This is a genomic window from Saccharothrix sp. CCNWYY140, assembly GCF_037401995.1.
Classification (GTDB): Bacteria; Actinomycetota; Actinomycetes; order Mycobacteriales; family Pseudonocardiaceae; genus Actinosynnema.
Genome location: NZ_JBBEGC010000011.1, coordinates 62,343 through 80,767, shown reverse-complemented (window position 1 = coordinate 80,767; position 18,425 = coordinate 62,343). Strand labels below are relative to the sequence as shown.

The window sequence follows — 18,425 nt, the reverse complement described above, 5'->3', positions numbered from 1 at the left end:
TGATCAATATCGCCTTTTCGACGCTACACGGGGGGACCGACAATCGCATGCCCGGAAACCCTTGCGGAACAAGGACAACCGCTGTTCGCGTGGTGTATTCGGGGCGTTTCGGACAGTGCCCTTTGTTACCGGTGGGTAGGGTGCCTCCGCGTCACCCGTTCGGGTACACGACGTCCACGTGCAGCACGCGGTCGTTGTTCGGGGTGCCGTCCTTGTCCGTGGTGGTGGTCAGCCACAGGTCGCCCTCGTGGTCCACCTCGACGGTCCGCAGCCGCCCGTAGGTGCCCTGGAAGTACGTCCGCTGCTCCACCAGGTTCGCCGACGCGTCGATGCGCAGCCGGTACACCCGCTGGCCGACCGTCGTGGCCACGAAGACGTGGTCGTTGACGATGGTCAGACCGCTGGGCGAGGCGCTCGACGTGGACCACGTCTTCTTCGGCGGCACCGTGCCCGAGCACGAGCCGGACGTGCCCTCGCACGCGGGCCAGCCGAAGTTCCCACCCCTCTGGATCAGGTTCACCTCGTCCTGGCTGGAGTTGCCGAACTCCGTGGCCCACAGCCGGCCCTTCGAGTCGAAGTCCAGGCCCTGCACGTTGCGGTGGCCGTAGCTCCAGATCGCCTTGCCCGCGAACGGGTTGTCCGCCGGGATCGAGCCGTCGGGGTGGACGCGCAGGATCTTGCCGGCGTTGTTGTTCAGGTTCTGGGCGTTGTCGCCGTTCTGCGCGTCGCCGGTGGAGATGAACAGGTACCGGCCGTCCGGGCTGAACCGCAGCCGGCCGCCGTTGTGGTACCGGCTCTTCGGGACGCCCGACAGCAGCGTGGTCCAGCCGGTGAGGGTGGTGCCGTCCAGGGTGGCCCGCACGAGCTGGTTGCCTGAGGACGCCGTGTGGTAGACGAACACGTGCCGATCGGTGGCGAACGTCGGCGACACCTCGATGCCCAGCACCCCGCCCTCGCCGCCGGTGCCCATCGCGCCCGGGACCTTGCCGAGGGTGGTGCGCTGACCCGATCCGGTGAGCCGGTAGACGGTGAAGGTCTCGCGCTCGGTCACCAGCGCGCTGCCGTCGGGCAGGAACGCCAGGCCCCACGGGACGTCGGTGCCGCTGAGGATGGTCGTGACCGCGCCGGGGTCGGGCGTGCCGGGCGGGGTCGTGCCACCGGGGGTCGCGGTGATCTCGTTGCTGAACGCCGAGACGTTGCCGGCGGCGTCCCTTGCGCGCACGGTGAAGCGGTAGCTGGTGCCCGCGGTGAGACCGCCGACCGTGGTGGAAGTGCCGTCCGCGGTGCCGGTCTGCACGCCGTCGCGGAACACCTGGTAGCCGGTGACGGCGACGTTGTCGGTGGCCGCGGTCCAGGCGAGGTCGACCGACGTGGCGGTGCGGCCGGTGGTGCGCAGGTTCGCGGGCGCGGTCGGGGCCTGGGTGTCCGGCGGGGCGGGGTCGGTGCGCACCAGGACGTTGTTGCTGGCCGGGGACACGTTCGGCGCGGCGTCGCGGGCGAAGACGGTCCAGTCGTACTCGGTGTCCGGGGTCAGGCCGGTGATCGTGGCGCTCAGCGTGGTGACGCTCTTCATCAGCTGCCCGTGCTGGTAGACGTCGTAGCCGACGACGCCGACGTCGTCGGTCGCCGCGTCCCACGCCAGCGACACGCTGGTGGAGGTCTTGCCGGTGGCGCGGAGGTTGCCGGGTGCGCTCGGCGGTTCGGTGTCGACGGGGCTGACGGTGAGTCGGTCGGCGTTGGGACCGCCGTTGGCTGTGGTGGCCGTGGCGCGGACCTTGTTGACGCCCGCCTTGAGGGTGGCGGTGGCGGTGACCTCCCGCCAAGTCGTCCACGCGCCCGTGCCGGGGAAGGAGACGGTGGTCGCGGCCGTGCCGTCCACGGTGACCGACAGCGGGCGGTCGGTCGTGGTGCCGTTGGCGTAGCGGAAGACCAGCCGGTGCGGGCCGGCCCGGTCGGCGGTCACGGTGTACTCGACGTGGCTGCCGGTGACGTTGTCGTAGTTGACGAACCCGGTGCCGGAGTAGCCGGTGTGGTTGGACTCCACCACGGCGCGGGACAGGGCGGCGGACTCGGCTTCGTAGGCGGTCGGCGCGGCGGTGGCCACACCCGGAGTCAAGGTGAAGCCCATGAGGGCGGCTATCGCGGTTCGCAGGTACCTCGGTGCCACTTCGGTGCCTCCACGTCGGCAGGGGGCGCGAGCGGCGGCGGATTAGATAGGAAACTTTCCAAACTGCCGGCCCGATCACACCACCGCGCGCCCCGGGGTGTCAAGCGGAAAGCGGTTACCTGGCCGCCTCGCACGGGCTCGCGAACACCCGCCGGGACTCCTCGACGTCCAGCGCGCACCACCGCAGCACCTCGACCACCGCCTGGAACCGCGCCACGACGTCCACCCGCTCGGACAACGCCTCCGCGTGCACCGCCGGACCGCCCACCGCGAAGGTCAGCAGCGTGAACGAGTGCCGCAACTCCGGACGGCACCCGGCGGTGAACGGCACCAGCCGCACGTCGTCGCGCCGCGCCAGCGCCGCCAACTGGTCGTCGAGCACCTCCTGGTCACCCGCCCACGCGTGCAGCGCGGCCTCGTGCAGGAAGAACTCGCAGCTCGGCGGCAGGTGGCGGTGCAGCACCTCGGCGCGGCCCGGGTCGTTGCCCAGGAAGCGCGCGTACTCGGGCGTTTGGAGCAACGCGGGCACGGCCAGGGCGTCGTAGGCGACGATCCGGGTGGCCCGGCGCTCGGCGCTGCGCAACGCGTCCGGCCCGTCGGGGTCGGCGAGGTCGTAGTGGGCGAGCCGGACGAGGTCGATCAGGTCGATCCCGCGCCGCACGTCCCCTTCGGTCGAGCGGCGACCCAATCGCGCGAACCGGCTGATGTCCTTCATCACGGTGGGAGACCGTAGTGGCGCGTGACCAGCGGTTTCGACTCCACGGCGGGAAGACCACCCCAAAGTGGAACCGACCAATCCGTACGTACTGATTGGATTTCCCGGGCCGTCCCTGGCAACATCGACCGGTGCCCAGGGTGAGCCAGGACCACCTCGATGCCCGCCGCCGCCAGATCCTGGACGGCGCGCGTGCGTGTTTCGCGCGCTACGGCTACGAAGGTGCCACCGTACGCCGTCTGGAAGAGGCTACCGGTCTGTCCAGGGGAGCGATCTTCCACCACTTCCGCGACAAGGAATCCCTCTTCCTCGCGCTGGCCGAGGACGACGCGCTGCGCATGGCCGACGTGGTGGCCCAGCAGGGTCTCGTGCAGGTGATGCGCGACCTGCTGTCCGCGCCGGAACCCGACGCCGAGCACCCGGCCGACTGGCTGGGCACCCGCCTGGAGGTCTCGCGGCGACTGCGCACGGACCCCGAGTTCCGGGGCCGGTGGGCGGAGCGGTCGCGGCAGCTCACCGACGCCACCCGGCAGCGCCTCGTGCGGCAGCGGGAGGCGGGCAACCTGCGCGACGACGTGGACATCGACGTGCTGACGTCGTTCCTGGAGCTGGTGCTGGAAGGCCTCGTGTCGCACCTGGCGATGGGTCTGCCGGCCGACGACCTGGAGCCCGTGCTGGACCTGGTCGAGGAGTCCGTCCGGCGACACCGCCGCTCGGGGCCATGACGCTCTTGCGGGAGCGCGGGGTCGTCCGCTACCTGCTGTCCGCGGGGCTCGCCCGGTTCGCCGACGAGATGGTCGGGGTGTCCGTGGTGCTGCTGGTGTTGGCGCGGACGGGTTCCTCGGTGCTCGCGGGCGCGGTGGTCGCGGCTTACACGATCCCGTCGATCCTGTCCGGACCGTTGTTGGGCGCGTGGCTGGACCGGACGCGGCGGCCGGTGCTCGCGTTGGCGGGCAACCAGTTCGTGCTCGCGGTGGTCGCTTGCGGGCTGGTGCTGGTGTCGACCCCGTGGGCGTTGGTCGGGTTGGCGTGCCTGGCGGGGATCACCCTGCCGATGACCAGCGGCGGGTTCACCAGCCTGGTGCCGCGGTTGGCCTCGGACGTGCGGCGGCTGACCTCGTACGACGCCTTGCTGTTCAACGTGGCCTCGATCGGCGGGCCGGCGTTGTCCGGGGTACTGGTGGCGGTGTGGGGGCCGGTGTCGGCGGTGCTGGTGCTCGGGTTCCTGGCTCTGCTGGGCGGCTTCTGCACGTTGACGCTGCGGGTGCCGGCGGCCGGCGGGGAGCACTCGTCGTTGCTGGGTGCCATGCGCAGCGGGTTGCGGCACCTGGTCACCGCTCCCCCGCTGCGCGGCGCGACGCTGGCGTCGGTGCTGGCGTTCGGGTCGATCGGGATGCTCGCGCCGACGCTGCCGGTGCACGTGGTGTCGCTCGGGTACGGCGAGGGCTACACCGGGGTGGTGTGGGCGGTGCTGGAGGTCGGGTGCGTGGTCGGGCTGCTGGCGTTGCGCCGGTTCCTGCCGCGGTGGCGGCCCGAGCGGGTGGTGTTCGCGGCGGTGGCGGCGTTCGGGGTCGCGGTGGCGTGGTGGCCCGTGGCGTCGGGCGTGCCGGTGCTGTTGGGGCTGGTGCTCGTGGCGGGTTTGGTGCAGGGGCCGACGTTGACCTCGCTCATCACCGCCCGGCAGGTGTACACGCCCGCGGCGCTGCTCGGGCAGGTGTCGACCACCGGGGCGAGCCTCAAGCTGGGCGCGTTCGCGATCGGTGCGGCGGTCGGCGGTGTGCTCGTCCTCCGAACGGGTCCGGCGGCGGTGATCTTGCTGGTCGCGGGCGTGCACCTGCTGGCGGCGGCACTGGGCGTGCTCACCGCACGGCCGTCGCAAGCCCTCCGGGTGACCCCATAGGATCACCTGCATGGCTGACCCGCGTCCTGCCGCACACGTGCACCGGGTGCGGGTGCGCCCGGTCGACTGCGACCGCCAGGGGATCGTGCACGCGTCCCGGTACCCGGTGTTCTTCGAGGCGGCGATGGTCGAGACGCTGCGCTCGCTGCTCGGCTCGTACCGGGAGCTGGAGAAGCACGGCATCGACTTCGTGATGGCCGAGACGTCGATCCGCTACCTCAGTCCCGCGCGCTTCGACGACTTGCTGCGCATCGCGGTACGCGTCCGGACTCTCGGGACCACGACCTTGACCGTCGGTTTCGACGCCGACGTGGACGGCACGCCGGTCGCAACGGGCTGGAACCGCTACGTCTCCTTCGGAACCCCGGAGCTCCGCTCCACCCCCATCCCAGAAGACTTCCGCCGCCTCTTCCAACCCCGCCGCCCCACCGCACGCCCCACCACACGCGCGACCCCCACCTCCGCCTCAGCCGACCGCTCGGTTGATCGCTCTGCCGACCGCTCTGTCGATCGCTCTGTCGATCGCGCGGCTGAGCGTCGGTCGAACACCGGCTCGGTGGGCGCCGGCGCGGTCCAGCGCCCTTCCGGCACGGGCTCGACCAGCCGGTCGGCCACCCGCTAGCAGGCCCGTCGGGCCGGTTCGGCCCCGCCGGCGAGTCGCTCAGCCGATTTCGGCCGCCGCCGCCGAGCCGCTCAGGCGATCTCGGCCCCCGCCACCGAGTCGCTCAACCGACCTCGGCCACCCGACGCCGAGTCGCTCAGCCAGTGCCGCTGGCGGTGCCAGTGCCAGTGCCAGTGGCGGTGCCGGTGCCGGTGGCGGTGCCAGCGCCGGTAGCGGTGCCAGCGCCGGTAGCGGTGCCAGTGCCAGCGGCGGTGCCGGTGGCGGTCGCGATGGCGTGGCAGGCGGCGAACCCCTCGGCCCGCGCCACGATCCGCCCGTCCCGAACCCGGATGGCCACCTCGGTCTCGTCACTGACCGCCGGGACACCCGCCGCCCTGGCCACCTCTCCGGTCTCGTCGCAGACGACCCGCACGTCCGGCCAGGTCGCCAGCGGAAAGGCCTGGCGGAGCGGCCCGGTGAGCTGGGCGAGGGTGAGGCGGGCGAGGGGGGCCAACTCCTGCGGTGCGCCGGTCACCAGGACGACGGTCGTCTCCCCGTGCCGGGCGGCTTGCTCGACGGCGGCCAGGCGGTTGAGCCCGAGGACCGCGACAACGCCTCCGGTGGCCCGGTGCGGGGTGCCGCGGACCAGGTCGGTGGCCAAGGGCGGGTTCCAGGGTTCGTCGGTGTGGCGGAGCGGGGGGCCGGAGGGTGGTGCGGCCCAGTAGTCGTTGATCGGGAGGGTGGCGAGCCGTTCGACGGCGGTCACCACGTCGTAGGGCTCCAGGAAGCCCGGTGCCGAGGCAGCCAACTGGGTGGCGCCCAGGAGGGTGGTCAGGAGGGCGCGGGCGTGGCGGACCCGGCGGATCGGTGGGTCCGCGGCGTTCGGGTTCGGCGGGCGGAGGCGTTCGATGGCGAGGCCCAGCAGGAGCGCGTCCAGTTCGAGCAGTTGCGTGTAGGGACGGCGGAGGTCTTCCGCGAGCAGTTCCGGTAGCAAGTCACGCCCCAGCCAGTCATCGGCCGTCAACGGCCGGACCCACGCGAGGGCAAGCGCCCCGAAGATGCGCTGGTAAGCGTTTTCCACCACCAGCCCGCCGGGTTTCTTGTGCGCGAACGCTCCCCCGTCCGGCCCAGGTTCGGCGAACGCACCCCCTTCGCCCGCCGGCGGATACGCCTGCTCTGCAAGGTCCGCCAGCACCGCGAAGTACAACGCCCGCTTGCCGGGAAAGTTCGAGTACACCGCCCCCCGCGTCAACCCGACCCGCTGCGCGATGGCATCAACCTTGGCGTCGCGAAACCCCCTGTCAGCGAACTCCTCCCGAGCCGCCGCCAACACCTTCGCCCGATTCCGCTCCTGCGTCTCCGCCCGCCGAGTTCGCACTCCTACGCCCCCAGCCGCCGCCCCCTCGCCCGACCCCGCCGGCACACCCAAACCCGACTCCTCCACCCCTCGCCCACCACGCGCCATCCGAACCTCCACTGCCACACCCACCGGCCACTACCCACCGGCTACCACCCACCGGCTACCGACCTTCGGCCTCCACGCGACCCGCCCGCGCCACCGCCGCCGCCTGTCCCGACACCCTCACCACCTGCGACAGGCCGATCCAACCTTGCCGCACCCCCAAGATCACGATAACGTCCGCACTCAGATGATGAGAACATCTGACATCATCATCTGACCACATCATCTGGGGAGAACACATGATCGTGCCCGAGATCGACCCGACCGACCCCGCCGTCCTGTTCGACCCGTTCACCGCGTACGGCAAGGCCCGGGAGGAAGGCCCGCTCGCACGCATGCAGTTGCCCGGCATGGGCACGCTGTGGATCGCGACCCGACACGAAGACGCGCGGGAAGTGCTCGGCGGCGGCCGGTTCGGCCTGACCGCTGACAGCTTCATGCGGCCACCGGGCATCCCCGAACACTGCCTGCGCTACCTGCGGACGATGGCCGAGATGGAAGGACCCGAGCACCAGCGCCTCCGCACGCTCGCCGCACCAGCGTTCACCGCAAGCCGGGCACGGGCATTCCGACCGCGCATCGAACGGATCGTCAACGACCTCCTCGACGCTCTACCCAATGGCACCCAACCCGCCGGCACCTCGCCCGACAGCGCCCGGCCCGCCGACGCCCGGCCCACCGACGGGCGGGCCGCCGACGCCCGGCCCGCGGATGGCCGGCCGGCCGATGGCCCGGCCGCCAGCGCCCAGTCCGACGCCCGACCCGCCGGCACCCCGCCCGCCAGCGCCCGACCCGCCGGCACCGCGCCCGCCAGCACCCCGCCCGCCAGCACCCTGCCCGATGGCGCGATCGACCTGCTGGAACACTTCGCCCGCCCCCTACCCATCGACGTCATCTGCGAACTGGTCGGCATCCCCATCGAAGACCGTCCACAGTGGAGGCAGTACGGCGCGGCCGTCGTCGGAGGGTTCGGGCCGGCGTTCGTCGACGCCATCCCGCGCATCATCGAAGGCGCGAAGGCGGCCGTCGACCGGCGCAAGGACGACCCCGCCGACGACCTGATCTCCACGTTGCTCCAAGTCCGCGCCGAAGACGGCGACCGCCTCACCGACGACGAACTGGTCACCCTCGTGTGGCACCTGGTCCTGGCAGGCCAGACGCCGGCGAACCTCATCGGCAACGCGGTCGAAGTCCTGCTCACCCACCCCGAGCACCTGGCGACGCTGCGCGCCAACCCCTCCCTCATGCCCCGCGCGGTGGAGGAGCTGACCCGGTGGGTCGGGCCGCAGCTGCTCACCACACCCAGGTTCGCCAAGGAGGACGTGACCTTCGATGGCATCACGGTCCGCAAGGGTGAACGGGTCAGTGCGGCGATCGTGGCGGCGAACCGCGACCCGCGGGTCTACGACAACCCGGACACCCTCGACCTCGCCCGAACCGGCCCCAACCACCTCGGCTACGCCCACGGCCCGCACTTCTGCCTCGGCGCCGCCTTCGCCCGCGCCGAAACGGAGATCGCCCTGACGGCGCTGATCACCCGCTTCCCGAACCTCGCCCTCGCCGGGAATCCGGAACGCATCCCGGACGGCGGGACCTGGCGCCTGGCAACGCTCCCGGTGACGTACTGACGCCGAAGTGACTCCCGGGTGCGCGAGAAGGACGTCGAACTGATCGTTTTCGTCCTTGAGAGTTCGGCGGCCCGGGGTCACCGTGGTGGCATGTCGTCCGTGGTGAAGAACGCAACGTTGCTGTTCCTGGGGCGCACCATCGTCCGGGCGCAGGCCCTGCTCGGCGATCCCGCCGCCAAGTTGTTCGGGATGAGCCCCTCCCGCGATCCCTACCCCGCCTACGAAGAGGTCCGCGCCCGGGGCACGCTCGTGAAGAGCCGCATGGGGCTCTACCTCACCGCCTCGCACGAGCTGTGCCTGGACCTGTTGCGCGACCCGGACTTCGGCACCCTCCCCGCGGGCGCCCTGTCCCCCGTCGACTCCAACGCCCACGTCGACGGCAGGCGGCTGGTCAACCCGGTCGAGGAGTCCTTCCTCGTGCGCAACCCGCCCGACCACACCCGCCTGCGCCGGCTCGTCGCGCCCTGGTTCACCCCGAAGGGCCTGCGCGCCCAGACGGCCACGGTCGAGCGGGTCGTGGCGGAGTACCTGGACGACGCCGCCCGGAAGTCCACGTTCGACCTCGTCGGGGACTTCGCCGCGCGCGTCCCGATCCAGGTGATCGCCGACCTGCTCGGCGTGCCGGGCGCGGACCACCAGGCGTTCGCCCGCTGGGGCAGTGCCCTGGTCAACGCGCTCGACGGCGTCCGCGACATGGGCGAGCTGCGGGCGCTGCACCGGGGGCTCCGGGAGTTCGAGGCGTTCCTGGACGACCTGGTCGAGCACCGCCGCGGGACCCCGGGCGACGACATCGTCAGCGCCCTGGTCGCGCACGACGACCTCTCCCGCGAGGACCTGATCGCCACCACCGAACTGCTGCTGGTCGCCGGGTTCGAGACGACGGTGAACCTGATCGGCAACGCGACCCTCGCCGTCCTCGCGCACCCGCGGGTCCGGGCACGGCTGATCGAGGACCCGTCCTACGCGGACGCGGTCGTCGAGGAGACGCTGCGGCTCGACCCGCCCGTCCAGTACACGGTCCGCGTCCCGTTCAAGTCGACCCGGGTCGCGGGCACGTGGATCCCCAAGGGCACACCGATCATGCTCATGCTGGCCGCCGCGAACCGCGACCCGGCCGTGTTCGCCGACCCGCACCGCTTCGACCCGGGCCGCGCGGACGGGCGGGAGCACCTGGCGTTCTCGTCCGGCATCCACTTCTGCCTGGGCGCGGGTCTGGCGCGGATGGAGGCCGCGGCGGCGTTGCGCGGGCTGTTCGGGCGGTTCCCGGACCTGCGGGCGGCGGGTCGGGTGCGGCGGCGGCCGTCGCGGGTGATCCGGGGCGCGGCCCGGTTCCCCGTTCACACCGGGACCGCGAAACACCACCCGATGGTGGAAATCATCAGCTGACCCACAGGATTCTGCGGCATGCTGGAATGCGCGTAGGCGACCCGCCGCACCGCCGCCGCGGCGGGTCGCCTGCGTTTTCCGCACCAATGCGGAAAGCGACTGCCCCAATCGGGTAAACCCACACCGCGCATTGCACGCCTGCCCCTTCCGCACGCCCCTAACGGACATGACGCGGAGAACCCGGGGCAGCCACCACACGGCACTCGCCATCAACGGATTCCTCGGTGGAGCGGGGTCGCTCTACCTCCTCACCCGCTCACCCTGGGCCACGGTGGCGATCACGGCGCTGGCCGTGCTGCTGGCCCTGGTGCTCACCAGAACGAGTGACTGACCGAGATGGGGCGGCACGGGTGTGCCGCCCCATCGACATCAGTCCACGCCGTGCATCAGCTTGCGGATGTTCTTCGTGCCCGCCGCCAGCAGCAGGCCCAGCACGATCGACACCCCGCCCAGCACGCCGAAGTACGCCACCGCGTTCTCGTCGCTGTAGAACCGCACCACGATCGCGCCCACGCCCTGACCGGCCGCCGACGCCAGGAACCACAGGCCCATCGTCTGCGACGCGAACGCGCGCGGCGCGAGCTTGGTGGTCACCGACAGGCCCACGGGTGAGAGCAGCAGCTCACCGGAGGTCATCACCGCGTACATCGCGATGATCCACAGGAACGACGCCCGCACCGCCGGGTCGCCCTGGCTGGCGACCATCATCAGCACGTACGACAACCCCACCAGCAGCAACGCGTACGCGAACTTGCGCGGCGTGGACGGCTGGCGCTTGCCCAGTCGCACCCACAGCAGCGCGAACAGCGGCGCGAACAGGATGATCATCACCGGGTTGATCGACTGGATGAACGACGGCGGCACGTCGAAGCCCAGGAAGTGGCGGTCCAGCCGGGTGTCGGCGAAGGCCGCGATCACCGTCGCGCTCTGCTCGAACAGCAGCCAGAACATGGCCGCCGCGACGAACAGCGGGATGTAGGCGGTCAGCCTGGACCGTTCCACGGACGTGGTCTTCGGGCTGCGCATCATCACCACGAAGTACCCGATGGGCAGCACCACGGACGCGAGGCTGATCAGGTTGATCACGCCCTCCGCGCCCACCAGCCCGGTCACCACCAGCAGCCCCACCACGGCCACCGCGCCCAGGGACACGCCGACGATCCGGCCGATCACCGCACCCCGCTCCGACGCGGGCAGCGGGTTGGGCGGGACGAGGGCCGCGTCGCCCAGGTTGCGCCGCCCGAACCGGTAGGCGATCAGGCCCAGCGCCATGCCGACGGCCGCCGCGCCGAAGCCGAAGTGCCAGTCGACCTCCTCGCCCAGCCACCCGCACACCAGCGGCGCGAGGAAACCGCCGAGGTTGATGCCCATGTAGAAGATCGTGAAGCCGGAGTCGCGGCGCGGGTCGTCGGCCGCGTAGAGGCCGCCGACCACGGTGGAGATGTTCGGCTTGAGCAGGCCCGTGCCCAGCACGATCAGGATCAGGCCCGTGTACACGCCGGCGACGCCGATGGGCAGCGCGAGCGCGATGTGCCCGAACATGATCAGCACGCCGCCGTAGAACACCGACCGCTGCCCGCCCAGCACGCGGTCGGCCAGCCAGCCGCCGGCCACGCCGGACATGTAGACCGACGCGCCGTAGATGGCGACCAGCGACAGGGCGAAGCTCTTGTCCAGGCCCAGCGCGCCCTCAGCCGTCGAGCGGTAGAGGTAGTAGGCGAGGATGGCCTTCATGCCGTAGTAGGAGAAGCGCTCCCACAGTTCGGCGAAGAACAGCGTCGACAGTCCTCGGGGGTGTCCGAAGAAGCCGCGCTGGGGAGTGGAAACCGCGCTCGTGGCGCTCACAGGTTCCTCCTGCTGGTGTCAACGATGTCACCCCGGCGTTCCGGGTCACGTTACGCCGTACGGACGTACTGCAAGAAACCGAGAGGCCCCCAGGTGGCCCAACGCACAGCTTCGGGGTGCGATCCCGGTCAAGGTTTGGTGCACTCGGGGAGTGGATCTGATCGAGGCTCACGGACGCGCGATGACGGAGTTCGACTCGCGGGTGCGCCGGGTGCGCCCCGACCACTGGGACCTGGGAACCCCGTGCAAGGAGTGGTCGGTCCACGACCTGGTGAACCACCTCGTGTACGAGCAGCTGTGGGCGCCGGAACTGCTCGCCGGCTGCACGGTGGAGCAGGTCGGCGACCGGTTCGACGGCGACCAGCTCGGCGAGGACCCGCTGCACACCTGGGTGGTGGCCGCGGCGGCGGCGCGCGAGGCGTGGATCGAGCCGAAGGCGCTCGCCAAGACGGTGCACGTCAGCTGGGGAAAGATCTCCGCGACCGAGTACTGCTGGCAGATGACGCTGGACCTGGGCGTGCACGCCTGGGACCTGGCGCGGGCGATCGGCGTGGAGGACCGGCTCGACCCCGACCTGGCGCACACGCTGCTGGAGTACGCGCAGGGCAACGCCGGCTCCTACGCCGACACCGGGCTGTTCGACCCGCCCGTGCCGGTGCCCGACGACGCCGACGACCAGAGCAAGCTGGTGGCGCTGCTGGGTCGGACGCCCTGATGGCGGGCGCGGCGGTGCGGCGGACAGAGCTGAGATCCCCGGTTCTTGTCGTGGGGGAAACCCGTCGGAGGCTCCCCCCACGACCTGTTCCTTGACCCCGAGCGGGGCGTCCCGGCGGTCAAGTCCCTTGCCCGAACCCGGTGCGCGCGTCCCGCTCCACGAAGCTCCCCGACTTCGCGGAGCGGGACGTGCCTCCCCCTGTGGTGTGCTCAAGTCCCCGACTCCTCGGGCACACCAGCAGTGTCGACCCGCCGGCGTTGTCCGGTGTCGGCGACCGGACGACTGACAACGATCGCCGGACAACGACGCTCCGGCAGCCGCCGGGTTTACAGGGGGAAAAGCGCAGGTGACGGGCTCACGGGCCGCTGACGCCCGGGGTCCAGCTCTCCGGCACACCACTCTCGGTCAGCACCAGTTGCCAGTCGGCGAACCCCTCGGGCGCGCCCGGCTGCCACGGGAAGACCCCGTCGACGGTGGGGATGAGGATCTGCACGGCGGCGAAGTCGCCCTTGCCGTAGAGCAGGAACGCGCTGCCGAAGAACTCGGGGTAGAACCCCTTGAAGACGCGCTCGAAGGTGATCGGCACGTTGTCGAAGAAGTCGAAGTACAGCTTGCCGGGCACGAACCGCTCGCCCCGGCTGGCCCGGTCGACGTAGTTGCGGATCAGGACCTCGGCGATGTCGGTGGGCAGGCCCAGCACGACGGCTTCCGCCACGCCGAACCGCCGCCACGCGCCCACCGAGAACGAGTAACCCGCGCCCTCGCGGTCGGCGGCGACGTTGACCACCGCGTGGCCGTGGCGTTCGGCTTGGTCGAACAACCATTGCCGCAGGTGGGCTTCTTGCGGGTCCAATGCGGGGCTCGACACGTCCGCCATTCTGCCCAACCCGGTGTGACCCCCGCGTGCGGTACGTCAGGGGTCACACCCGGCTGCCGGCTCTAGGCGTCGACCTCGGCCATGACGTCGTCGGAGACGTCGAAGTTGGCGAAGACGTTCTGCACGTCGTCGCAGTCCTCCAGGGCGTCGATCAGCTTGAAGATCTTCCGCGCGCCCTCGGCTTCGAGCTGCACGGTGACCGACGGGAGGAAGTTCGCCTCGGCGCTCTCGTAGTCGTAGCCCGCGTCCTGCAACGCGGTGCGGACGGCGACCATGTCGCTCGCCTCGCTGACCACCTCGTAGCTCTCGCCGAGGTCGTTGACCTCCTCGGCGCCCGCGTCGAGGACGGCCATGAGGACGTCGTCCTCGGACAGGCCGTTCTTCGGCACGATCACGACGCCCTTGCGGGTGAACATGTAGGCCACCGAGCCCGGGTCGGCCATGTTGCCGCCGTTGCGGGTCATGGCGGTGCGCACCTCGGACGCCGCGCGGTTGCGGTTGTCGGTCAGGCACTCGACCAGGACGGCGACGCCGTTGGGGCCGTAGCCCTCGTACATGATCGTCTGCCAGTCCGCGCCGCCGGCTTCCTCGCCCGCGCCGCGCTTGCGGGCGCGCTCGATGTTGTCCAGCGGCACCGAGTTCTTGCGCGCCTTCTGGATGGCGTCGTACAGCGTCGGGTTGCCGTCCGGGTCACCCCCGCCGGTGCGCGCGGCGACCTCGATGTTCTTGATGAGCTTGGCGAACAGCTTGCCGCGCTTGGCGTCGAGGGCGGCCTTCTTGTGCTTAGTGGTGGCCCACTTGGAGTGGCCGCTCATCAAAATCCTCCGTCGATTTGCTCAGCCCTACTCAGCCCTGCTCAGCCGGCTGAGCGGACCATGTCCACGAACAGGCGGTGCACGCGTCCGTCACCGGTCAGTTCCGGGTGGAACGAGGTGGCGAGCACGTGCCCCTGCCGAACCGCGACGATCCTACCGGCGGCGTCTCCGGCCTCGGCGGAATCGGGGACCTTGGCGAGCACTTCGACGCCTTCCCCGACGCTTTCCACCCAAGGGGCGCGGATGAACACGGCGTGCACCGGACCGACATGGGCGAAGTCCAGTTCCGCTTCGAACGAATCCACCTGCCGCCCGAACGCGTTGCGCCGGACCACGATGTCCAGGCCGCCGAGCTGGTGCTGGTCGGCGCGGCCGTCGAGGACCTGGTCGGCGAGCAGGATCATGCCGGCGCACGAGCCGTAGGCGGGCATGCCCTCCTTGATCCGCTGGCGCAGCGGTTCGAGCAGCTCGAAGGTCTCCAGCAGCCGGCTGATGGTGGTGGACTCCCCACCGGGCAGCACCACCCCGTCGACCTCGGCGAGCTCCTCGGGGCGGCGGACGGGACGGGCGAGCACGTCGGCCTCGGCGAGGGAGACGAGGTGTTCACGGACGTCGCCCTGGAGGGCGAGGACACCGACGACGGACACGGCTGGGCTTCCTCCTCGTGAGATGCCACCAGCCTAGCTGGCCGCTCCGGGACCTTCCCCACCAGCCGCTTTCCCCGGCTAGGGTGGGTGGGGAGGGCAGCGACGAGGAGGCGGCGATGACCGACGAGGAACTGGTCGTCGAGTTCGCCCTGCGCCGCCTGGACAACCCCGGCCTGGAGCTGGAGGAGGTCGCCGAGCTCGTCGTGCGGCGGGTCGGGCCGGACCGGATGCTCGAGTTCGCCTCCCGCAACCTGGCCGAACGCGGCGAGTTGCGCGGGGCGTTGTTCCCCTCGGCGGTCGAGCACGTCCTGCGCGTCGTCCTGACCACGCGCGGCCCGGCTTAAAGACTCAGGGAGCAGGCGGCCGGTCGGGGGTGGAGGGCTCGTGACGCTCTCCCGGACCGGCCGCCTGGCGCTCCCGCGGCGGGTGAGGTGCTAGTCGCCCGCCGCGACCCGTTCACCGGCCTGGTGGGCCGACGAACGACGGGACTTGACGGCTCGCCAGCCGACCACGAGGACGACGGCGAGCACGGGAATGGACCAGAACGCGATGCGCTCCGCGGTTCCGGCGAAGGCCATCAGCACGATGACCAGCGCGAGGAACCCCAAAGTGGCGTAGCCGGTGTAAGGCGCACCGGGCATCCGATAAGACGGCCGCTCGACCTCACCGCGCAACGCCGCCTTCCGCAACCGCAACTGGCACAAGATCAACGTAGCCCATGTCGCCACCACACCCAAAGACGCGATGGCGATCGCGATGTCGAACGCCTCCTTGGGCACGATGTAGTTCAGGACCACACCGGCCAGGTAAGCCACCGAGGTGAACAGGATCCCGCCGTAAGGCACGTGCCGGGCACTCATGCGACCGGTGAACGCGGGCGCCTCGCCCTTCTGCGCCAGCGACCGCAGGATTCGCCCGGTCGAGTACAGGCCCGAGTTGCACGACGACAACGCCGCCGTCAGCACCACGGCGTTCATCACGTCACCCACACCGGCGATGCCCAACGCCGAGAACACCGTGACGAACGGGCTCTCCGCCCCGCTGTACAGGTTCCACGGCAGCAGCATCGCCAGCAGCAGCACCGACCCGACGTAGAAGACGCCGATCCGGTACACCACGCCGTTGATCGCCTTCGGCATGACGCCCCGCGGGTTGGCGGTCTCGCCGGCCGCGATGCCGACCAGCTCGATGGCCGAGTACGCGAAGATCACGGCCTGCAAGGTCATCAGCGCGATGCCGATGCCGGCCGGGAACATGCCACCGTTGTCGAAGAGGTTGTGCACGCCCGCGGTGTGGCCGCCGACGTCCGCACTGCCGATGACCAGGGCCGCGCCGGTGAACAGGAACACCACGATGGCGGTGACCTTGATGACGCTGAACCAGAACTCCAGTTCGCCGAACAGCTTCACCGACAGCAGGTTGATCGCCACCAGGACGCCCAGCGCGATCAGCGCGGTCACCCACTGCGGCAGGTCGGGCAGCCACCGGTGCACGTAGATCGCCACCGCGGTGATCTCGGCGATGCCGGTCATCGCCCAGTTCACCCAGTACATCCAGCCCGAGGTGAATCCCGCCCACGGGCCGATGAACTCGCGGGCGTATTCCACGAAACTGCCGGCGGTCGGCCGGTGCAGCACCAATTCGCCGAGCGCGCGCATCACGAAGAAAGCCGCGATGCCGCACGCCGCGTACGAGAACACCAGCGACGGCCCGGCCTGGGCGAGTCTCCCGCCCGCGCCCAGGAACAGGCCGACGCCGATCGCGCCACCGATGGCGATCATCTGGACTTGACGCTTCGACAGCGCTTTGGTGTAGCCGTCGGCGTCCGGCTCCATTGCCATCTGCTCATTCATGGTGGCCGGACGTTAGCGGGTTCTACACGACCGCGTAAGAATCGCTTGAGGAAGGCTTGATGTAATCACCCTCACATTCACTGGAAAGGGCCTGGTCGAGATCGTCCCAAATGTCCTCGACGTCCTCCAGGCCCACGCTCACGCGCAGCAGGTTCTCCGGGACGCCGGACGCGACGCGGTCCCGCGAGTCCACCAGCCGGTGGGTCAGGGCGGCGGGGTGCTCGACGAGGGTGTCGACCGAACCCAGCGACACGGCCGGGGTCACCAGGGTCAGCCGGCGCACGACGACGGCCGGGTCCTCGCGGGTGGTGAAGGCGAGCACCGCGCCGGTCCCCCGCATCTGCGTGCCGATCAACGGCGAGCCGGTGAGGCTCGGGTGGCGGACAAGGCCCACGCCGGGGTGCGCGTCCAGCCGTCGCGCCAGCTCCACCGCCGACGCCTGGGCGGCCTCGACCCGCAGCGGCAGGGTCGCCAGGCCCCGGTGCAGGAGGTAGCCGCCGAGCGGGTGCAGGACCGCGCCGGTGACGATGCGGACCTGGCGCAGCGCGCGGGCCACGTCCTCCTCGCACGCCACGACGCCGCCGAGCACGTCCCCGTGCCCGCCGAGGTACTTGGTGCCCGAGTGCAGCACGTAGGTCGCGCCGAGCAGGGCGGGGTTCTGCAACACGGGCGTGGCGAAGGTGTTGTCCACCATGACCGGCACGCCGCCGGCCGCCGCCACGACGGCCGCGATGTCGACCAGGTCGAGGTTCGGGTTGGCCGGGGTCTCCAGCACCACCAGACCGGTCTCGGGCGTGATGGCCGACGCGACCTCGTCGGCGCGCGCGTAGGTGGTGCGCACGCCCAGCAGGCCGGAGGACAGCAGGTGGTCAGTGCCGCCGTAGATCGGGCGCACGGCCACGACGTGGGGCAGACCGCGCATCACGCACGCCGCCTGCACGACGGCGGTCACGGCCGCCATGCCGCTGCCGAACGCGACCGACGTCTCGGTGTGCTCCAGCGAGGCCAGCGCTTCCTCGAACCGGGCCACGGTCGGGTTGTGCAGCCGCGAGTACACCGGGGACGCGGCGTGCGCGGCCCCCTCGGCGAGGTCCTGGAGGGCCTGGCCGCCCGCGACCTGGTCGGGCACCGGGTAGGTGGTGGACAGGTCGATCGGCGGGGCGTGCACGCCCAGGTCCGCGAGGTCACCGCGTCCACCGTGCACCGCCGTCGTTCGCAAGCGTGTCATGGTCGGATCGTGGACTTATCCTCGGCGCGACGGCCATGATTCCGCAGGCTGTTCGGCGGACGAGGGAGTTCACCGCAATGGATTCGATCGACGCCGCCATCGTGCGGGAGCTCCAGAACGACGCTCGGCTGCCCAACAAGGACCTGGCCGACCGGGTCAACGTGGCGGCCTCGACGTGCGTGGTGCGGCACCGGGCGCTGCGCGAGCGGGGCGTGATCACCGGCTACCACGCGGAGGTCGACCTGGCCGCCATCGGCCGCCCGGTGCAGGCCGTGATCGCGGTCCGCGTGCGCCCGCACACCCGGGCCATCGTGGAGCCGTTCATGGAGTACGTGCTGTCGTTGCCGGAAGTCCTGGCGCTGTCCCATGTGGCCGGACCGGAGGACTTCCTGGTCCACGTGGCCGTCGCCGACACCGCGCACCTGCAACGCCTGGTCCTGGACCGGTTCACCACCCGCCGCGAGGTCAGCGAACTGCACACGAACCTGCTGTTCCAGCACGTCCGCAAGCACACCGTGCCGCCCGTCGAGGGCCGGGGGCCGTGGTCTTGAGACCGGCGACACGCCGCGCGGTGTGTTAGGTAAAA

18 protein-coding genes are annotated in these 18,425 nt (G+C 70.9%); 9 read left to right on the top strand and 9 right to left on the bottom strand.

Translation table 11 applies throughout. The annotated features are described in order from the left end of the window. Positions 1-151 precede the first annotated feature (151 nt). On the bottom strand, positions 152-2,167 hold the full coding sequence (locus WBN91_RS09140; RefSeq protein ID WP_337721949.1) for a PQQ-dependent sugar dehydrogenase: 2,016 nt from the start codon (positions 2,165-2,167) through the stop codon (positions 152-154). A gap of 115 nt (positions 2,168-2,282) precedes the next feature. Then, complete coding sequence (locus WBN91_RS09135) at positions 2,283-2,882, bottom strand: DUF5753 domain-containing protein (RefSeq protein WP_337722108.1); 600 nt, start codon at positions 2,880-2,882, stop codon at positions 2,283-2,285. A 131-nt stretch (positions 2,883-3,013) separates the two neighbouring features. On the opposite strand from WBN91_RS09135, the gene WBN91_RS09130 reads away from it, so the two are divergent. Genes WBN91_RS09130 through WBN91_RS09120 form a run of 3 tightly spaced genes read left to right on the top strand, consistent with a single transcriptional unit; the run spans position 3,014 to position 5,404 of the window. Next, a complete protein-coding gene (locus WBN91_RS09130) occupies positions 3,014-3,607 on the top strand; it encodes a TetR/AcrR family transcriptional regulator (protein ID WP_337721950.1) in 594 nt (197 codons plus the stop codon). After that, positions 3,604-4,782: an MFS transporter gene (locus WBN91_RS09125; RefSeq protein ID WP_337721951.1), complete on the top strand. Its 1,179-nt coding sequence runs from the start codon at positions 3,604-3,606 to the stop codon at positions 4,780-4,782. Before WBN91_RS09130 ends, WBN91_RS09125 begins: the two co-directional genes overlap by 4 nt. Before the next feature lie 10 nt (positions 4,783-4,792). Continuing rightward, positions 4,793-5,404: an acyl-CoA thioesterase gene (locus WBN91_RS09120; RefSeq protein ID WP_337721952.1), complete on the top strand. Its 612-nt coding sequence runs from the start codon at positions 4,793-4,795 to the stop codon at positions 5,402-5,404. Between the two features lie 136 nt (positions 5,405-5,540). Here WBN91_RS09120 and WBN91_RS09115 read toward each other — a convergent pair whose 3' ends face one another. Further along, the gene (locus WBN91_RS09115; RefSeq protein WP_337721953.1) at positions 5,541-6,761 is read right to left on the bottom strand and encodes a TetR/AcrR family transcriptional regulator; all 1,221 of its coding nucleotides are present in this window, start codon (positions 6,759-6,761) and stop codon (positions 5,541-5,543) included. A gap of 323 nt (positions 6,762-7,084) precedes the next feature. Here WBN91_RS09115 and WBN91_RS09110 point away from each other — a divergent pair, with 323 nt between their 5' ends. The 3 genes from WBN91_RS09110 (at position 7,085) to WBN91_RS09100 (ending at position 10,190) form a co-directional block, all read left to right on the top strand. Continuing rightward, positions 7,085-8,473, top strand: a complete 1,389-nt coding sequence (locus WBN91_RS09110) for a cytochrome P450 (protein ID WP_337721954.1) — start codon at positions 7,085-7,087, stop codon at positions 8,471-8,473. 90 nt (positions 8,474-8,563) lie between these two features. Beyond that, entirely contained in the window at positions 8,564-9,859 is a 1,296-nt protein-coding gene (locus tag WBN91_RS09105; protein WP_337721955.1) for a cytochrome P450, read from the top strand. 166 nt (positions 9,860-10,025) lie between these two features. Then, complete coding sequence (locus WBN91_RS09100) at positions 10,026-10,190, top strand: hypothetical protein (protein ID WP_337721956.1); 165 nt, start codon at positions 10,026-10,028, stop codon at positions 10,188-10,190. 38 nt (positions 10,191-10,228) lie between these two features. On the opposite strand, the gene WBN91_RS09095 is transcribed toward WBN91_RS09100, so the two are convergent. Further along, entirely contained in the window at positions 10,229-11,704 is a 1,476-nt protein-coding gene (locus WBN91_RS09095; RefSeq protein ID WP_337721957.1) for a peptide MFS transporter, read from the bottom strand. Positions 11,705-11,885: 181 nt separating this feature from the next. Here WBN91_RS09095 and WBN91_RS09090 point away from each other — a divergent pair, with 181 nt between their 5' ends. Then, entirely contained in the window at positions 11,886-12,419 is a 534-nt protein-coding gene (locus WBN91_RS09090; RefSeq protein ID WP_337721958.1) for a TIGR03086 family metal-binding protein, read from the top strand. A gap of 355 nt (positions 12,420-12,774) precedes the next feature. Here WBN91_RS09090 and WBN91_RS09085 read toward each other — a convergent pair whose 3' ends face one another. The 3 genes from WBN91_RS09085 to pdxT all read right to left on the bottom strand — a co-directional run bounded on the left by WBN91_RS09085 (position 12,775) and on the right by pdxT (position 14,758). Continuing rightward, positions 12,775-13,296 (bottom strand): DUF4262 domain-containing protein, encoded by a 522-nt coding sequence (locus WBN91_RS09085; protein WP_337721959.1) that lies wholly within the window; start codon positions 13,294-13,296, stop codon positions 12,775-12,777. 62 nt (positions 13,297-13,358) lie between these two features. Further along, positions 13,359-14,111 carry a YebC/PmpR family DNA-binding transcriptional regulator gene (locus WBN91_RS09080; RefSeq protein WP_121219390.1) on the bottom strand — a complete coding sequence of 251 codons (753 nt, stop codon included), beginning with the start codon at positions 14,109-14,111 and terminating at the stop codon, positions 13,359-13,361. Between the two features lie 41 nt (positions 14,112-14,152). After that, on the bottom strand, positions 14,153-14,758 hold the full coding sequence (gene pdxT, locus WBN91_RS09075; RefSeq protein WP_337721960.1) for a pyridoxal 5'-phosphate synthase glutaminase subunit PdxT: 606 nt from the start codon (positions 14,756-14,758) through the stop codon (positions 14,153-14,155). 116 nt (positions 14,759-14,874) lie between these two features. Between pdxT and WBN91_RS09070 the strand changes: the two genes are divergently transcribed. Further along, positions 14,875-15,102, top strand: a complete 228-nt coding sequence (locus WBN91_RS09070; RefSeq protein ID WP_337721961.1) for a hypothetical protein — start codon at positions 14,875-14,877, stop codon at positions 15,100-15,102. A gap of 90 nt (positions 15,103-15,192) precedes the next feature. Here WBN91_RS09070 and WBN91_RS09065 read toward each other — a convergent pair whose 3' ends face one another. Further along, positions 15,193-16,611: an amino acid permease gene (locus WBN91_RS09065; RefSeq protein WP_337721962.1), complete on the bottom strand. Its 1,419-nt coding sequence runs from the start codon at positions 16,609-16,611 to the stop codon at positions 15,193-15,195. 22 nt (positions 16,612-16,633) lie between these two features. Further along, positions 16,634-17,839, bottom strand: a complete 1,206-nt coding sequence (locus tag WBN91_RS09060) for a trans-sulfuration enzyme family protein (RefSeq protein WP_337721963.1) — start codon at positions 17,837-17,839, stop codon at positions 16,634-16,636. A 77-nt stretch (positions 17,840-17,916) separates the two neighbouring features. Here WBN91_RS09060 and WBN91_RS09055 point away from each other — a divergent pair, with 77 nt between their 5' ends. Beyond that, positions 17,917-18,390: an Lrp/AsnC family transcriptional regulator gene (locus WBN91_RS09055; RefSeq protein ID WP_170199195.1), complete on the top strand. Its 474-nt coding sequence runs from the start codon at positions 17,917-17,919 to the stop codon at positions 18,388-18,390. Positions 18,391-18,425 lie beyond the last annotated feature (35 nt).

Coding starts and splice junctions, on each gene's coding strand:
- WBN91_RS09060 (WP_337721963.1), bottom strand. CDS start 17,839: ATGACACGCTTGCGAACGACGGCGGTGCACGGTGGACGCGGTGACCTC.
- WBN91_RS09080 (WP_121219390.1), bottom strand. CDS start 14,111: ATGAGCGGCCACTCCAAGTGGGCCACCACTAAGCACAAGAAGGCCGCC.
- WBN91_RS09055 (WP_170199195.1), top strand. CDS start 17,917: ATGGATTCGATCGACGCCGCCATCGTGCGGGAGCTCCAGAACGACGCT.
- WBN91_RS09120 (WP_337721952.1), top strand. CDS start 4,793: ATGGCTGACCCGCGTCCTGCCGCACACGTGCACCGGGTGCGGGTGCGC.
- WBN91_RS09085 (WP_337721959.1), bottom strand. CDS start 13,296: ATGGCGGACGTGTCGAGCCCCGCATTGGACCCGCAAGAAGCCCACCTG.
- WBN91_RS09070 (WP_337721961.1), top strand. CDS start 14,875: ATGACCGACGAGGAACTGGTCGTCGAGTTCGCCCTGCGCCGCCTGGAC.
- WBN91_RS09110 (WP_337721954.1), top strand. CDS start 7,085: ATGATCGTGCCCGAGATCGACCCGACCGACCCCGCCGTCCTGTTCGAC.
- WBN91_RS09105 (WP_337721955.1), top strand. CDS start 8,564: ATGTCGTCCGTGGTGAAGAACGCAACGTTGCTGTTCCTGGGGCGCACC.
- WBN91_RS09090 (WP_337721958.1), top strand. CDS start 11,886: ATGACGGAGTTCGACTCGCGGGTGCGCCGGGTGCGCCCCGACCACTGG.
- WBN91_RS09065 (WP_337721962.1), bottom strand. CDS start 16,611: ATGAATGAGCAGATGGCAATGGAGCCGGACGCCGACGGCTACACCAAA.
- WBN91_RS09135 (WP_337722108.1), bottom strand. CDS start 2,882: ATGAAGGACATCAGCCGGTTCGCGCGATTGGGTCGCCGCTCGACCGAA.
- WBN91_RS09125 (WP_337721951.1), top strand. CDS start 3,604: ATGACGCTCTTGCGGGAGCGCGGGGTCGTCCGCTACCTGCTGTCCGCG.
- WBN91_RS09100 (WP_337721956.1), top strand. CDS start 10,026: ATGACGCGGAGAACCCGGGGCAGCCACCACACGGCACTCGCCATCAAC.